Raw genomic sequence first — 16,831 nt, 5'->3', positions numbered from 1 at the left:
CAGCGAACATATTAAGTAGAGTGTCACCACGTTTGTTTTAAACAAATGCTATGACTTTGTTTTAAGTAGAATAGGGTGCACAACAAAATATTTTGGCATGACTGCCGATGGGGCACAGGTTCGTAAGTTATGAGTAATCCTATGGTTAACTTAATACTTAAGGTTTTTTACCAGGCTTTTGAATTATTTTTATTTGAATTATTTTTAAAATATTCTAGATTTAGACTTCAGATTTAAATATTTATATATTCTTTAGAAAATTATTTGAAAAGATAATTAAAAAGGATAATTCATTTTGTATTCCTAAGTGCAAGATTTTTAAACAAAGGTGTCAATTCAACATTGATATAACAACATAAATGTTGCTTGATTAAAGGATTATTTTCTTGCTAACCTCCCTATTCTGGTGGGATTAAATTTCAAAGTCCCCCAGTATTGGGGGATTTAGGGGGCTTTCATTTATAAATTTTCTCAGACAGCAATGCGCTTTTATGACCAAAGACCCCTACGCTTGGCTCGAAAAATCTCTGACCACCATTCACCGTGCTGATTGGTACCGTGCAGTTAAAACTATTGCAGGACGTCCAGGCGCAAAAATAATTTTAGATGGTCATGAAGTAATTAACTTTGCAAGCAATGATTATTTGGGACTTGCAGGAGATGAGCGATTAATTGCAGCGGCAATCGCAGCAACTCAAGAATATGGTACGGGAAGTACGGGTTCTCGCTTACTCAGCGGACATCGAAAATTACATAGAGATTTAGAAATAGCGATCGCATCATTAAAAGAAACGGAAGATGCAGTAGTTTTTAGTTCTGGATATCTAGCAAATTTAAGTACAATTACTGCTTTGGTTGGGACGCGAGATCTAATTTTATCAGACCAATACAATCATTCCAGTTTGAAAAATGGGGCGAAACTCAGTGGTGCTAATGTAATTGAATATTCCCATTGCAACGTTACTGAATTAAAAACTCATTTAGTTGAACAAAGACAATTGTACCGGCGCTGTTTGATTATTACTGATAGCGTATTTAGTATGGATGGGGATTTGTGTCCTTTACCAGAACTCTTCGAATTAGCAACAGAATTTAGTTGTATGCTACTGCTTGATGAAGCCCATGCAACAGGTGTGTTGGGTGAAAGGGGAAGTGGATGTGTAGAACACTTCGGCTATAGCGGTAAAAATATCATTCAAGTAGGAACTCTTAGTAAAGCACTTGGTAGTTTAGGTGGTTATGTTGCGGGTAGTAATCTATTAATTGATTTTTTACGCAATCGCGCTCCCGGTTGGATTTACACTACAGGACTTTCCCCAGCAGATACAGCAGCAGCTTTAACCGCAATTAAAATTCTCCAGCAAGAACCTGAAAGACGAACTAACTTGTGGTATAACATTAACTTTTTAAAAGAAATAATAGTCAAACAGATAATCTCACAGCAAACAAGCTCAAAACAAATAGCTACATCAGAACAACCAAATCTGAAACTACTACCTTCAAATTCACCAATTATTTGTTTCCAATTAGCAAATAGTAGTACAGCACTTAAATTAGGACAGCAATTAATAGATAAAGGAATTTTTGCTCCAGCAATTCGTCCACCAACAGTTCCCACAAGCAGAATTCGGATTTCTGTAATGGCTACACATGAATTATCTCAAATTCAAAAATTAATAACAATCTTGAAAAATATTTTGTAGTGTAGTAGCAAGCATCAAGTTTAGGAAATGATATTTTGCTGCGAAGGGAACAGGGAAAAGGAAACAGAAAAGAAAAAATTTTCTAAACCTCTAAACCAAAGAGGTAAAACTATTAAAAAAAATCAAAAAATAACCGTGAAAAAAAATAGAACAGAACTTGTATATTCGCTACAAATTCTGTTCTATAAATTCAGCAAATAAAAACTGAATTACAATTTTTGTACTACCTGTACTAATTATTCAGCAGGAGCAGCTTCAACTGTTGCATTTACCTTAACTTCTGTCACTCCTTGAACGCTTTTAACGGTAGGTTCAATCTCCTCAAGTTCTGCGTCGCTAGATACGGTTCCAGAAACGGAAACAACACCTGTTCCTTCTTCTTTTGCTTCCAGTTTGCTGGTAGGTAACTTATCTTTTAATGCTTTATTAGCTTGAGTTGCGACATCACCATCAACAGCAGTTGCATCTTCTGCAGCACCTGCTGCGGTTGGATCTGTTACACCTTCAGCAGCAGCTGGATCTGTCGCGCTGTCGGTAGCTGATGGATCTATTTTAAGATCACTAGCTGCTGTATCTGTTGTAGCCTCACCCTCAGTAGCTGCTACATCTTCTTTAGCTTTTGTTTCAGCTGTTATATCGCTAGCTTCTTGTGCCGCAGGTTGAGTTGCTTCTGTGGTATCCGAAGCCTCTGGATTTGTCTTAGCGGCTTCCTCACTCTGACAACCAAAAGTACCAATCGCTAAAATACCACTTATCAGAAATGGAATAAACTTTTTCATTTCTATCTCCTAGTAAACTACTTGAAGCAATTCATTAACTTGGTGTGTGATGTTTAGAGACGAATCTTAAAGGAAAATTAAGACCGAAATCGAACAGACTTAAAAGGGAATTTACTTACCAATAATTAAACATGTTTAGCCAAAGTTAAACAAAGATTGTTGCATCATCTTTGGCGGCAACAATTTTACATTAGGTGAGCAAAAAATGACTACTGCTTGAGCCATTTAAACAGATATTTTATAGCTTGGCAACATATAAAATATTCATCTAGTTTTAAGTCAAAAACATCACATTGATGATGAAGTTGATATCAAAAAATATCGATGTGTATTATCGATAAATTTTGCTAAAAATAGCATCCGTAGTTCAATCAGAGGTAATGAATAACGAATGCTCACCTAAGCTGCCAGTATTTTCAGACTTTCACACTTAAAGTTAATGAGACTAATAAATTGCATAGCCTGAAAATATACTCTCACCATTTTACACGCGTTTTTTTATATAGACTCATTAAAGATTAATTTAATGATTTAGATTTTAAATCATTGCTTTATAGTTTATTCTTATAGTTTTAATTATTGTTCTATTTCTTTTCTAAGTCAGCAATAGGATAATGTCAATTTATAACTGCGAGATTTTGATTTTTACTTACAAAAAAATAGTTTTAAAATACTTATGATTCAAAAGTAATAATATTTTTGAACTCAAAAATGCAGGCATCCATAAAACGGTAGATATAAAACTAACAAGATAAAATCCTCAGAATATAGATTATGTAGTCGTAGTATAATCTGTTTCTTTATTTATGTGTGGTTTTTTAATAACTCATACATCGGAAATATTCAGGGAAATTTATATTATCTGAATTTAAGTATTCTAAGTTGTAATATTAGTAATTCAAATAAGGATATCTTGAATCATTCTGAAGATAAATCTATAGAGTCAATAGTTTATTCTGGTCGCTACGTTTAAGAACTTTACTGTAAATAAATTGGGAAAGTTTAGTTTTCAGGCTTAAAGCATTTTTCCCTAATTGAGAGTTGCGTTTGAGGATTTACTTGCATTTTAAGATATCTTAATCCAATATCTACCTAAAATTTTATATTAAGTTTTTACCAAACAATTGTCATTTATTTTTGCAAAACAAATCATATTTTTTTGCAAAACAAATTGTATAGCCTTTATCTATATAAGACCTTATAGATAACATAAGATTTTAAAATCACAATAATGAAGGTGCTAGATTGTGAATATTAGAATTGTACAATTAACTATCAAAATTGGGAATAAGTCAGCCCTATAAATAAATTCCTAAAAATAATTTTTTTGAAACGAAGAAAACACGAGGAAGAGTTTAAAATCAAAAACCAAATCCAAGAATAAATAAGATTATCGTTTTTTACTTTTGCTTGGACTAATATCAAGGACATTATTTAGTACATATATACTTTGTTTGTAAAGCAGTACAATTGGTAAAACTTTGAAGGCATTATCTCTGAACGCAAAGTTTGATATTCAAAAGTTTGGACATTAATTATATGATATTTGGCGAATCAAGATTAAAAATTGAGGTTGTGCCTGGTTCGCCATAAAATAAAAATAATTGAATTTTGTATACCGGGTAACCAAAGGGGAAATTGCACCTGATGATGTTCGGTTCTACGACTTTCATCTGCAGGCAAATGCCGATAACCTCGTATATATAAGGAATAAATAAATCTGGAATAAGATTCCAAACAAGCTTTGTGCGCAGTGAAATCAAGGGGTGATAACCATTGTATCAGTGGATTTTGCCAAGCTTAAAGGACATTTTAATTAATACCCAATCAATGGTAACAGCAGCCTGTGAATCGGCAAAAGCGCAAGCCCAATGGCGTGTCAGTCTAGCCGCAGCAGAGCAGTTATTATTGAATACATTATCTGAAACAAACTCAGAGGAGACTCAGGGACTGGTATTAGCTGCACCTGCACCTGTATTTAGTCAACCCGAACTCATTCAAGGTTTGCACGCTGTTACTTTTAGTGCAAAACCTTTCAATCCTCTGGCTTTACCATTTGCTTTGTCTTCACAAGAAATATCATCCGAAAAGGAAAATCCGAACCAAGAGTCTATATTACCTTTGCTAGCGGGAGACCCTTTAGCAAATGAGCAATTTTGCTTAGTGTTCACAAATAAGTTTAGATTAATTTTGGTTTTGGCTGAAGACAGTAGTGGTGAAAAACAATTTTTATTTTCCTTTGATGCGGAAGTAGTCGAACAGGCTTGGCGATCACTTGGTGCTAGGGTAATTCTTAACAATCCAGATTTTTTCGCTCAACTAGAAGAAATAGTTCAAAAATATAATCCTAAAGTTCTAAATCCACAGATCTTGATGCAGTTTAGTCAATTTTTGTTGGCTAACTTACCAGGAACTGAAACAGGAACTTATATTGCAGCCAACCATAAGATTAATAAGCAGACAGATCAAGTTGAGCCATCTAATAATACTTCCAATTGTCTCGACGTCGAACTTTTACAAGCTTTCGCTCATGAAGTTCGTACCCCACTATCTACCATTCGTACAATCACGCAGTTGTTACTGAAAAAGCAAGACCTACCAGCAAATGTCATTAAGCGACTGCGAATTATAGATCGCGAATGTACGGAACAGATAGATCGCATGGAACTTTTGTTCAGAGCTGCAGAATTAGAAACTTTACCTGTGGACAAGCCAGCTAATACTCAACTGACCACCATGTGTCTAGAGCAAGTATTAAAGCAAAGTATACCTCGCTGGCAACAGGCAGCAAATAGGCGCAACCTAACTTTAGATGTGCTTTTACCACAACAGGTTCCAGCAGTAGTAAGTAATCCGAATATGCTGGATCGAGTCCTTACCGGTTTGATGGAAAACTTTACGCGTAGCTTACCTGCAGGAAGTCACATTCAAGTCCAAGTAATCCCCGCTGGTAACCAATTAAAGCTCCAGCTTCTACCACAACTACAACAGCAAGAGCATAGTAATAATTCAGAACCTTTATTTACACCACCCATCCGTAAAGCAATTGGAGAATTACTCACTTTTCAGCCAGAAACAGGTGTTGTAAGTTTAAATCTAGCAGCAACAAAGCATCTATTTCAGGCAATTGGTGGTAAGTTGATCGTGCGTCAGCGTCCCCATCAAGCTGAAGTATTAACTATTTTCCTGCCTTTGCAAGGAGTTGAAAACTCGGATGCTTATTTGGGAAAAATGAAAAACTGGCATCACAAAAATCCAAAATCCCATAAGCTCAGCAATAAGGTTGGGGAAAGGTAAAATTCTACATTTTCTTGCTTAAGACAGTCTATTAACCACAGCCACACAGTTCAGTTCAGAATTATACTTTCAAAGTAATGCTCCTCACGAAATAATACTTCTGGTGAAGTGATACCTATGAGGCGAAATTGAAAATCAATCAATATTAGAGAACTACCAGTTAATAATTGTGTTATTCGGTTATTACTACTTACCCATTCTTATTTTGATAAACTTTTTGGTGTTTGTGAAATGCGACCGCTCTCAAAAACCCTTGGTAAACTTACTGTGAAAGTAGACCCTTCAGACAATTTACTTTTAACAGAAATAAAGCCACCACTACGCCAAAGTAATTGCTGCACAATAGTCAAACCTAATCCTGCACCAGTAGAATCTTCAGTAGCTCCCGAACGTACTCGGTAAAAACGTTCAAATATTTTGTGAATCTCATGTTCTGGAATTCCTACTCCAGTATCCCGAACTTCCAACTCAACATATTTTCCGTGGACTCGTCCCCTTACCCATACTTGTCCATTACTAGAAGTAAATCTAATGCTGTTAGCAATCAAATGAATTAAGATTTGTTTCAAACCACCACGAACGCACCAAACAGACGGTAATTCATTGGATACTGTGTAGGCAAGCATTATACCTTTTTCATGGGCAATTGGTTGATATGTACTAACTACACCAGGAACTATATCCGACAAATGTACGGCTTCTAAGGTCATTTCCTCAAGATTGCGTTCTATCTCAGCAAGATCTAGTACGCCATGAATCAGAGAATTTTGACGTTCGCATTGACTGCTAAGCATTTGTAGATAACGCTGACGTTGGGTATTCTTCATAGACGGAGAATTTAAAAGACTCAACGCCGTTTTCATATGCGTAAGAGGAGTCCGTAACTCTTGACAAACACTACTCAGATAATCATCTTTAAGCTGTAAGTTATTTTCTAATTTTTGATTTTGCTGTTTTAATTTAAACAAACGGTTATTAATTCTGTGATATTGAATTTCCTCTTGTCGCTGTAATTGCTTTGTAAAAAATTTAGCTATTAATGTCGATTCTGTAGTTGAGTTTGAGTTGACATCTACAATCGTGCTTGTTGAATTAGATTTAACAGTGTCTTTTTCAATTGCTTCTAAAGCAGAATAAATTATTTTTTGTTCGAAGTTAGTAATTGTTAATAAAAAATGTTTTTTATTTATTTTGATCTTGGAAGCAATCTGTTTTCGAAGATTTTTTCGTGGTCGATGACATAATATCAAGCTGAACCATCGGGGCGATTGTGCGATCAGAAAATATTCTCTTTGTAATTGATGTTCTCTTTTGAGTTCAATATTAGTGAAGGGAATTCCATTTTGTTCAAAAGGTGTAATATTGTTTTTTGAACGGAGAGAATTTGAACCTGAAGCTTTATTATCTGAAGCTACATCACCAACATAATAGTTAAAAATATTAGCAGAATTTCCCAGCCAAGAACAATAACGCTGAATTTCCGAACGCCAAATTTTACCGGGAGGTAGCTTAACCCACAAAGTGGCTCTAACTTCTTCTTCAATTAATAAGTCAACTTGCGAACTCAGCAGTGAGAGGAAACTCGCCGGACTAAGAGATGAAACTGACTGAGAATTATATAACTTTTGCTCCAAAAGGAACTGAAATAACGATTTATCCTGAGTTAGAGAGACTTTCATGGGTTAAGCCGTAAAATTGACACAAACAAAAAACAGAGCAAAAAATAATACTCTCTTATCTTTTTACCCTTAAGTGTCTATTTTTAACAAAAAATTAGGGAATTGCGGTGATTGGGGATTGGAGATTGGAGATTGGGGATTGGCGACTGGGGATTGGCGACTGGGGATTGGGGATTGGGGACTAGCGGTTGGGTATTAAAATATATTTTCATTACCCATTACCCATTACCAAATCGCTAATCCCCAATTCCTCTACTTCATTCGTATGACTAAAGCATCACGTGCATGTTCTCGGTCATCAAAATGAATTTTCTCAGTACCTAAAATTTGGTAGTCTTCATGTCCTTTCCCAGCAATTAAGACTCCATCTCCAGATTTTGCACCCAAAATTGCTGTTTTGATCGCAGTTGCGCGATCGCAAATTACGGTTGGATTAACTGAGTCTGGGATTCCTTCCAGAATATCTTCCAAAATCTTTTCTGGGTCTTCAGTACGAGGATTGTCAGAAGTCACCACAGCTAAGTCGGAAAAATCCGCAGCGATTTTACCCATTTGGGGACGCTTGGTACGATCGCGATCACCACCACAACCGAAAACGCAAATCATTTTACCCTGAATAAATGGACGGGATGCTTTCAATAGATTTTCTAAACTGTCTGGAGTGTGGGCATAATCGACAATTACACTAATATCTTGTTGAGAATTAACTTGTACCCGCTCCATTCTTCCCGGAACTCCATGGAATTGTGGAATGGCATTAGCTATTAGCTGTAAATCTAATCCTAAATGTAAAACAGCACCTACAGCAGCCAATAAGTTTTCTAAGTTATATTGACCGATTAAAGGCGAACTAAATTCTACTTCACCCTTGGGTGTATGAAGTTTACCACTAACCCCATTGGATTCGTAGTTAAGGTCGCTCATCCACAAATCAGCTGTAGAATTATTAACGCTGTAACTCCAAACCTGACTTTCCTCTAAAGATTCAATTAGTTTTTTCCCATAGGAATCATCAGAATTAATTATGGCTCGTCCTTTAAGATAGTTAGGGCTAAACAATAATGCTTTAGCAGCAAAATAGTCATCCATGTCTTTGTGATAGTCCAAGTGGTCTTGGGTGAGGTTCGTAAACACACTTACCTCAAATTGACAACCCAATACCCGACCTTGGGCTAAAGCATGGGAACTGACTTCCATGACACCGTACTCGTTACCAGCATTCATGGCTGCAGCTAACTGTTTTTGTAAATCTACAGCAAAGGGAGTGGTATGAATCGCAGTTTCTGAAAATCCCTGCCAACGAGTATAAAGGGTACCCATCAAAGCTGCAGGCAATTTACTTTGATGTAAAAAATATTCAATCAAATGAGAAGTAGTGGTTTTACCGTTTGTGCCGGTAACTCCCACCATTTTAAGTTTTTGACCCGGATAGCCATAAAAAGTAGAAGCAATTTGAGCACAAATTTTCGGCATATCAGTACCACTTACCACACAATCGTTAGCTGTTGGTGGATGTTTCTCAAATGCTTGGGAAGAGATAACAGCACCAATAGCCCCAGATTTTAAAGCGCTTTGCCAAAAATCACCGCCATCAACGCGCGTACCAGGCATTCCAATAAACAAGTTTCCCGGGGCTGTTGCATGGGAGTTTGTTGTTAAACCCTTAACTTCCTCATCCATTGCCGGATGTTCGGGTAATTGAATATTTTCATCGATCGCCGCAAGCAATTCCCGCAGTTTCATTGTATCAACCTCGTGACAAACAAAGGGATGAGAAATCAAAGTCAATGACGTAGCTTGAGAATTAACAAGTGAACAGTCACTGGTAATAAGAGCAATAAACCTGTGTTTTTTGGTCAAAATCATTCGAATGATTTTGACCATATATTAACGGCTCTGTACTCGCAACTAAGTTTCTTAGGCTAAGTTTGGCGAATATTACTGTTTACTTGTTAACCCTGATTTTAAACTTCGTCATTGCCATGAGGTAAGTTTATATCCTGCCTCTATTTCTCTGTGCCAATTTATCCGCTTATTTTGCACTATTTTTTTCTACATACAAATACTCAAAGATACTTCTGGAGAATTTTTTCTAGTTGTTTTACTGTTGCACGAGGTGACGGGCGCGGTATGGGTTGCAAACTTTCTGAATCGTTACCAGCAGCGAATAAAACAGGAACTTCATATTGATATGCAGCAAACCAATCTTCGCGAGTAGTAATATCACGAATTTCTAACTTAAATGGGATATTTTGAATTTGTTCTAATTTTTCTTGTAAACCCTCACACAAGTGGCATTCCGGTTTACCGTATAAAATTAATGTTTTAGTCATTGGTTATTTTCTCGATGTCCTACAGACACTTTAGGCTAAAGCTCTTCGATTTAATGCCTAGGAAAAGAAAATACCTGTTGAAGATATTACCTATAGCAGGACTCAGAAGACAAGAGCCAGAAGTAGAATGTCTTTTAAAACTGGCTTTCAGCCTTTGACCCATAACTCACTTATAGCGCTACGCGCAAGTAAAAAGTAAAAAGTCATTGGCGTCCAGCGAAGCGTAAGTAGTTGGACAAAAATATTTATGTCATTGCGTTAGCGCTTAGCGGAAGCGTACCGTAGGTATTGCGTGTTCGTTAGAACAAACGATAGTGTTAGACCGCAGCAAAGCTGAACGCGGAGCGCGTCCTCAGCAATCTCAAAGCCTTGCGTTAGCGTTAGCGTTGTCCGACAGGACATATGCTACGTTACGCTACGCTCCACTAGCCCGCAGCAAAGCTGTTCACCGTAGGTGCGTGCTAACGCAATGACAAATATACAATTAATTTTCTCCAAGTACTTAACGTAGTTATTGCGTGTCCGTAGGACATAAGGCTAATACGTATGGCTTTTAGGATTAATATATGTCCTAACGTAACTTCGTAGTGCTATAGTAGCGATCGCCTATAAGATAAGCCTTGCTGATGGTGACAAAGCAAAATTCCAAACAGGTAAGTTTTAAGCATAATGAAAATTATAGTGGGCACAGAAAATAACTGTACCCATCAAATTTTCAATAACCAATCACTATTTCTAAGGTTTTCTATAAATAAGCAAAGCAATTCTTTAAAGTCTAGGATAATCCCAAGCAAGAGCGTGTACTACTAAACCCGTAGTTTAGGAAATCATATCTTACTTGAAAGTGAGCAGGAAACAAAAAATACCTTAGATCGAAAAAAGAAAAAAGTAGTGGGATAAAACCAATAACTAGTAGCTCTAAAATGCACGGATATTTGCAGTTTTTTAGCATGGTATCAGAAGTGTCTTGCCACGAATATTAGCAATAATCTTTAACTTATGGAACCTATGGTAATACTTGCAAAGCAAATGATACTAAAGATAAGAATGTCAAAAAACCAATAGCATCTAAAGTAGTTGTCATTAAAGGTCCACAAATTAATGCCGGGTCTAAGTTCAATTGTTTGAAACCCATCGGTAATACTGTCCCTAGGGTTACAGCAATGAGAACGTTCACTGACATCACAGCACCAGCGACAAAGGATACCCAATGTTCTCCTGATGGTGCCCACATTAACGATAATCCAGCCAAAGCACTACCTAATCCAATTGCTGTACCCAAACCAGCTAAAAGCTCCTTACGGAGCACTTTAAGGGTATCTTTTGGGGTTATTTCGCCTACACCTAACCCCCTCACAGTAACAGACAAAACTTGGAAAGCAACATTGCCGCTACTGTTAGCCAAAATCGGCATAATAATTGCTAATACTGGGACGATAGTAATTACTTGCTGAAAAGGTGCAATTACATTGGCAGCAGTAACATAAAGAGCAATGTTTCCCAATAACCAAGGTAAACGCTTGCGAATTGTCACCTGGGGAGGTGATAAAGCTGCTTCATCCCCGCCACTAACACCCGCTAGTTTCTGAATGTCTTCTGTAGCTTCTTCCTCAAGAATATCTACTACATCATCTATGGTAACTATTCCAACTAACCTTTTTTCGCGGTCAACTACGGGTAACGCAATCAAATCATAACGCTTCATTAATTGCGCTACTTCTTCTTGGGGGGTTTCAGTTTTAATTTTCACTACACGGTCGCTAGCTATATCCCGCAACAGTGCATCAGGTAACGAAAATAGTAACTGCCTCAGGGAAACCACACTCCTCAGTTTGCGGTTGTAGTCTGTAACGTAAGCGTAGTAGATAGTCTCTTTATCTCGATCCTGACGGCGAATTTTTTCTAGAGCTTCCCCTACGGTTAATCCCTCTTGCAAGCGTACGTACTCCGTAGTCATGACCCGTCCTGCAGTCCCTTCGGAGTAGCCCAAAATTGTTGCTGTTGCTTGACGCTGCTCGGGACTGAGTTCGTGTAAAAGACGCTTGACAACCCCTGCTGGTAACTCATCAAATAAAACAGCCCGCTCGTCCGGACTCATTTCTTCAACAATTTGCACGACTCGACTGTCGTGCAATGAATTAATTAATTGTTGCTGTATTTCCGGTGGTAAATATTCAAAAACGTTAATTGCTTGACCTTTATTGAGAAGCCGAAACGCAAGCGCCCTTTTTTTGCGAGGCAACTTACTAATATACTCCCCAACATCGACAGCTTGTAAACGATTTAAATCTGATTTGAGTCGGCTCAAGTCCTCTATGTCAACAACATTATTGCTAACATTTTGTGCAAGCATAATCCCCTCCTATTGTCTCCCCTGTACTGGGAGACAAGCTCGCCAGTTCAGAGGAGGATATTACTGCCTTCGTGTGGACTGTTGTCCATAAAATCTCAAGAATTGGAATTGATAAACCAATTAGACACCATAAGTCATAATACTAACCCGGAAGTTACCTATCCGGTAGATCCTACCCCTCAAGAGATAAACTGTGTGACATTCAGCACACATTGGCTTTTATATGCTGTAATTTCAATTTTCTTAGAGTAAATTTTACTACTATGAAAATCTGTGTCAAGGGAATCTTCTATTTTCATTCTAATTTCTATCGGGTCAAAATATTTACAGTTTATTTGATGTTTTTTTTTGATATGATAGAAGATAAAAACATGTAATAACACTGATTGTTTTGTAAAGATATTGTAGTTTTAATTTCTTAACCTCCAAATTTATCCTTGTTAAGGACGAAATAAATTAGACATCTCCGAAAAAGGATATAAAAGCCTTATGTAGTCAGGGGTGATATCTCATTTCTGGAGATGTCTATTAATTAACAAACACAATTAATAAACACAGAACTATTATGTAACTTCCAATGCTAGTCTGATGATTTCAGTTACTCGGAAGTAGTGATTTATAGATTTATGAGCTTTCTCTGATTGAATCAGAGGAAAAATAATGTTAATGCTATTAGTCAATAACGAGCGAACAGAATCAAATATTTATTCGCTGGAAATACAATAATTACATCTTCGAAGTAATTTTCTTTGAAAAAGCAAATAACTTGATTCTTGCATGGTACGATATATTTAAGTGGTATTAATAAAAGTTTGATTTGCGCTTTAATTCAAGAGTAGACAAGTTTGAGTAAATGTGCATTATTTGACACTAGCGTTCAGTGCCATTGCCTTTCTTAAGTATATTTTATTTTGTCTAGAATTTATGATTAAATGTACAACGTCAATAAAAATTAGAGTTTAGTAAACAATAAACTATCATTATTATTATTGACAGTACAAGTAAGAATAATTTACTAAGCTAAAGTAAGTGTAAAAATATCTTAAAAGTAAATCTTTGAAGTATATCCTGAGCGTGCATCCTGAAAATATACTTCAAAGATATAACTTGACAAATAAAATTAAGTTTATTTAGTAAAATGATTTTCGCAAACTTTAATTATCGATATTTTTCGCATATTTACTTTGGTTTTCTTCTATAATCTCTAATTCCCGAAAAATATTACTTTTAAAATATACTTTATCCGAACATGAAATCTAAATACATTTATATATAAGCATAATAGTAATTGTTTTCTAAAAGATTAAATTAGTAATACAATCATTAATTACAGAAAATTTTATATCTCAATCGATATAATTTACTTCAAGGCTGAAGGGTGATAATTCCTTAAAAGCTCTGGAAATTAACATGAAAATAGCCACGGACGTACCAATTCGCCTCGAATATTATTATCAGCAAATTAAGACTATTATTCTTCAACGCCAGAATCCAATTACTGGTTTGTTGCCTGCTTCCACAGCCATAACTGCTCATGGTGACTATACAGACGCTTGGGTGCGGGATAACGTTTATAGTATTTTGGCTGTTTGGGGATTGGCATTAGCATATCGCAAAATTGATGAAGATCTTGGTCGGACATACGAGTTAGAGCACAGTGTCATCAAATTAATGCGGGGATTGCTATTTGCAATGATGCGACAAGCTGATAAAGTTGAGCAATTCAAGCAGAATCAGTCACCCTCAAATGCTCTTCATGCCAAGTACGATACGACAACGGGGGATGTTGTCGTCGGCGATGACGAATGGGGTCATTTACAGTTGGATGCTACGTCCATCTTTATTTTGATGTTGGCACAGATGACAGCATCGGGGTTGCAGATAATCTATACCATTGATGAAGTTGATTTTGTTCAAAATCTTATTTACTATATTGGGCGGGCTTATCGTACTCCAGATTACGGGATTTGGGAAAGAGGTAACAAGATTAATCATGGTAATCCAGAATTAAATGCTAGTTCTGTAGGAATGGCTAAAGCCGCGCTACAAGCCATCGATGGGTTGAACTTATTTGGAGTCAGGGGTTCCCAAGCCTCAGTAGTTCACGCACTTCCAGATGAAATTGCCCGTGCAAGAATTACCTTAGAATCCCTATTACCTAGAGAATCAGCTTCAAAAGAAATAGATGCAGCATTATTAAGCATTATTAGTTTTCCAGCTTTTGCAGTCATAGATAAGGAATTACAAAATCGTACCCGTGCTGAAATTATTAACAAACTAGAAGGAAAATATGGTTGCAAGCGATTTTTACGGGATGGACATCAAACAGTTATAGAAAACACCGAACGTTTGCACTACGAACCTGAGGAACTACAGCAATTTGAGCATATAGAATGCGAATGGCCGTTATTTTTTACTTATTTATATTTAGACGGATTGTTTTGCAAAAATGAAGCACAAGTTAAACGTTATCGAGAACTTTTACAGAAAGTAGTTATCGAACGAAATGGTTCGTATTTGCTCCCAGAACTATATTATGTACCACGAGAAAAACTTGAATCTGAAAAGTTAGAGCCCCATTCCCAACCTCGTTTGCCGAATGATAATATCCCTTTGGTTTGGGCACAAAGTTTATATTTCCTGGGACAAATGTTGGATGAGGGATTGCTAGCTTTGGGTGATGTGGATCCTCTAGGAAGACACCTGTATATCGGTAGAGAACGCCAACCGATGGTGCAAATTGCTTTGCTAGCTGCAAATGAAGATTTACAAGAAAAGCTTTTAGTTTACGGGATTCCAACTCAAACACCCCAACAAGTTGCACCAATTCAAATTCGTCAAGCCAAAGACTTAATTACTATTTACGAACAGATTGGGTGTAATGAAAAATTAGGTTTAACTGGACGTCCTGCGAGATTACCCCGTAGTTTAACAACATCGAGATTTTTCCGCATTGGTAGTGAAACTGTAGTTCTTTTACCTTCGTTTTTAGATTCTCAGCAGTTTTATTTAACTTTAGATTACCATTTTCTCCTAGATGAATTTACCGCCACACTAGCTTATATCCAGAAATATTGGCGAGATCCAGGACGTCCTACCCTAACTTTGATGCTGACTCGTATGACTCAGACTATGATGGAAACCGGTAATCCGGAATTAATGAAGTCACTTCAAGATCTCAAAGACGGGTTATTTAATGGAGTCAGAGTAAAACTGGGTCGTTTAAATCAGTTTATGCTGACTTCTGCAATTGAAAGAATTGATGTTTCGCCTAACTTTGAATTTTCCTATTCCTCTGTTAAGAATGCTGTCCCCCGTTGTTATTATCTCTCCTGCGATCCAGAACAAAATTGGCCATTAGCTCACACCCAAGAATTTCAGATGGAGTGTGAAACTAATTTAGAACTATTATTGTCTCATTTACACACATCAGAAAATTTATACGAGCAAGTTGAGCTATTACAAACTTTAACGCGCTTACATGGACTTGAATTTGAAACCGGTTTTGGTACTTTTGAATGTCCTGCAAGGGTGAAGGATTTACTTAATGAAGTTTATACAAGAGCTGGAGAATTAGGTATTTGGGCTGTGGTGCGACGGGCTGCTGGTTTGCTGCAAATGGCGGACATGCACTTGTCGGATGTTATTACAAGCCTATTAGTTCGGGGTAAGCAAATAGCTATTGGTCGGTCTTACAATGAGGATTCTCTGATTACCGTACCCCTATCCCACAAAGAAATTGTGGAAAAAATCAATAATTTTTGTGGTGAAGATGTTCGCGATCGCGTCTTAACTCAAGAGATTCTGATTTATTTGAGTAACTTAATTAATACAGAGCCACAATTATTTGAAGGACTTATAACTATTAAAGTCGGCTATCTGATTTTACTAATAACTGGCGAATTGGCATGGAAATTAAATGTTACTCAAGATGAAGCATACGAACATTTAATGCAACTTTCGCCGTTTGAGGTCAGAAATAAGTTACGTTACTGCTTGGTAGAATATGTAGGTGTAAGTGAAGTTTTGCGCCAGCAAGAATCGTTACACAGCCAACAAAGGGAAAATGAAATTAATTGGAATCTACAGAGAGAAGGTGCAGAAAAAGCTGAAAATCCAATCAACGGATGGCGACATTTCCGCAATATTGAAGGTACTACGGGAAGGGTACCAAAGGATTTTTACCAGCAAGTATGGCTGTTAATGAAGCATTGTCAAGGCTTGGTTATTGGTGATAAGTTAGAACGTCGCAATCGCCTTGAAAGTAAATTAATACTTTCGGAGATGACGCCAGGAGAAAAGAATTTTGCCCTAACGGTAGAACATTTGTTAAACAAAATAGAATCTCCAGAGTACCGTCAGGTAAATATTGAAGCGTTAATGCAACTTGCTGCGATTGTTGCAAAAAATCCTAAATTGCAAATTGCTGAATATATAGTACTTGATGTTGTGATCGGTCATGCTGTGCGCCTATCTTGGCTGGAAGATAAACCGAAAAGAACAAGACACTACGATGAAGATAAAGCTCAAGCATGGCAATCATTTTATGATTCTTCCCCTCAGGAATGTACTGGTTACATTGTCAAAGCGTTTAGATTCTTAATTATGTTTGCGCAGAAAGCTGGGGTTAGTAATGGGTAACAGGTAATGGTTAATAAACGGTAACAGGACTAGTGATTCCGATTAT

9 protein-coding genes are annotated in these 16,831 nt (G+C 36.9%); 4 read left to right on the top strand and 5 right to left on the bottom strand.

Translation table 11 applies throughout. The features are described 5' to 3' along the window. The first annotated feature begins 491 nt into the window (after positions 1-491). Positions 492-1,703: an 8-amino-7-oxononanoate synthase gene (bioF, locus tag QNJ50_RS01420; protein ID WP_300631240.1), complete on the top strand. Its 1,212-nt coding sequence runs from the start codon at positions 492-494 to the stop codon at positions 1,701-1,703. Between the two features lie 236 nt (positions 1,704-1,939). Here the strand turns inward: bioF and QNJ50_RS01415 are convergent, their stop codons facing one another. Further along, positions 1,940-2,482 carry a BON domain-containing protein gene (locus QNJ50_RS01415; protein ID WP_300631238.1) on the bottom strand — a complete coding sequence of 181 codons (543 nt, stop codon included), beginning with the start codon at positions 2,480-2,482 and terminating at the stop codon, positions 1,940-1,942. A gap of 1,776 nt (positions 2,483-4,258) precedes the next feature. On the opposite strand from QNJ50_RS01415, the gene QNJ50_RS01410 reads away from it, so the two are divergent. Beyond that, the gene (locus QNJ50_RS01410; protein ID WP_300631236.1) at positions 4,259-5,779 is read left to right on the top strand and encodes a HAMP domain-containing sensor histidine kinase; all 1,521 of its coding nucleotides are present in this window, start codon (positions 4,259-4,261) and stop codon (positions 5,777-5,779) included. A 200-nt stretch (positions 5,780-5,979) separates the two neighbouring features. Here QNJ50_RS01410 and QNJ50_RS01405 read toward each other — a convergent pair whose 3' ends face one another. Further along, positions 5,980-7,458: an ATP-binding protein gene (locus tag QNJ50_RS01405; protein ID WP_300631234.1), complete on the bottom strand. Its 1,479-nt coding sequence runs from the start codon at positions 7,456-7,458 to the stop codon at positions 5,980-5,982. Positions 7,459-7,531: 73 nt separating this feature from the next. Here QNJ50_RS01405 and QNJ50_RS01400 point away from each other — a divergent pair, with 73 nt between their 5' ends. Further along, positions 7,532-7,657, top strand: coding sequence for a hypothetical protein (locus QNJ50_RS01400; RefSeq protein ID WP_300631232.1), 126 nt, complete (start codon positions 7,532-7,534; stop codon positions 7,655-7,657). Between the two features lie 53 nt (positions 7,658-7,710). On the opposite strand, the gene QNJ50_RS01395 is transcribed toward QNJ50_RS01400, so the two are convergent. From QNJ50_RS01395 to mgtE, 3 genes are all read right to left on the bottom strand, one after another. Next, the gene (locus QNJ50_RS01395; RefSeq protein ID WP_300631230.1) at positions 7,711-9,201 is read right to left on the bottom strand and encodes a UDP-N-acetylmuramoyl-L-alanyl-D-glutamate--2,6-diaminopimelate ligase; all 1,491 of its coding nucleotides are present in this window, start codon (positions 9,199-9,201) and stop codon (positions 7,711-7,713) included. Between the two features lie 323 nt (positions 9,202-9,524). Beyond that, positions 9,525-9,791, bottom strand: a complete 267-nt coding sequence (locus QNJ50_RS01390; RefSeq protein WP_300631228.1) for a glutaredoxin family protein — start codon at positions 9,789-9,791, stop codon at positions 9,525-9,527. A gap of 1,006 nt (positions 9,792-10,797) precedes the next feature. After that, positions 10,798-12,144 carry a magnesium transporter gene (gene mgtE / locus QNJ50_RS01385; protein WP_300631227.1) on the bottom strand — a complete coding sequence of 449 codons (1,347 nt, stop codon included), beginning with the start codon at positions 12,142-12,144 and terminating at the stop codon, positions 10,798-10,800. A 1,410-nt stretch (positions 12,145-13,554) separates the two neighbouring features. On the opposite strand from mgtE, the gene QNJ50_RS01380 reads away from it, so the two are divergent. Further along, complete coding sequence (locus QNJ50_RS01380) at positions 13,555-16,785, top strand: glycoside hydrolase family 15 protein (RefSeq protein WP_300631226.1); 3,231 nt, start codon at positions 13,555-13,557, stop codon at positions 16,783-16,785. Positions 16,786-16,831 lie beyond the last annotated feature (46 nt).

The sequence above is a fragment of the Mastigocoleus sp. MO_188.B34 genome (assembly GCF_030065675.1).
Classification (GTDB): domain Bacteria; phylum Cyanobacteriota; class Cyanobacteriia; order Cyanobacteriales; family Nostocaceae; genus Mastigocoleus.
The sequence above is the reverse complement of the archived record's forward strand: the minus strand, read 5'-3'. Positions and strand labels throughout refer to the sequence as shown.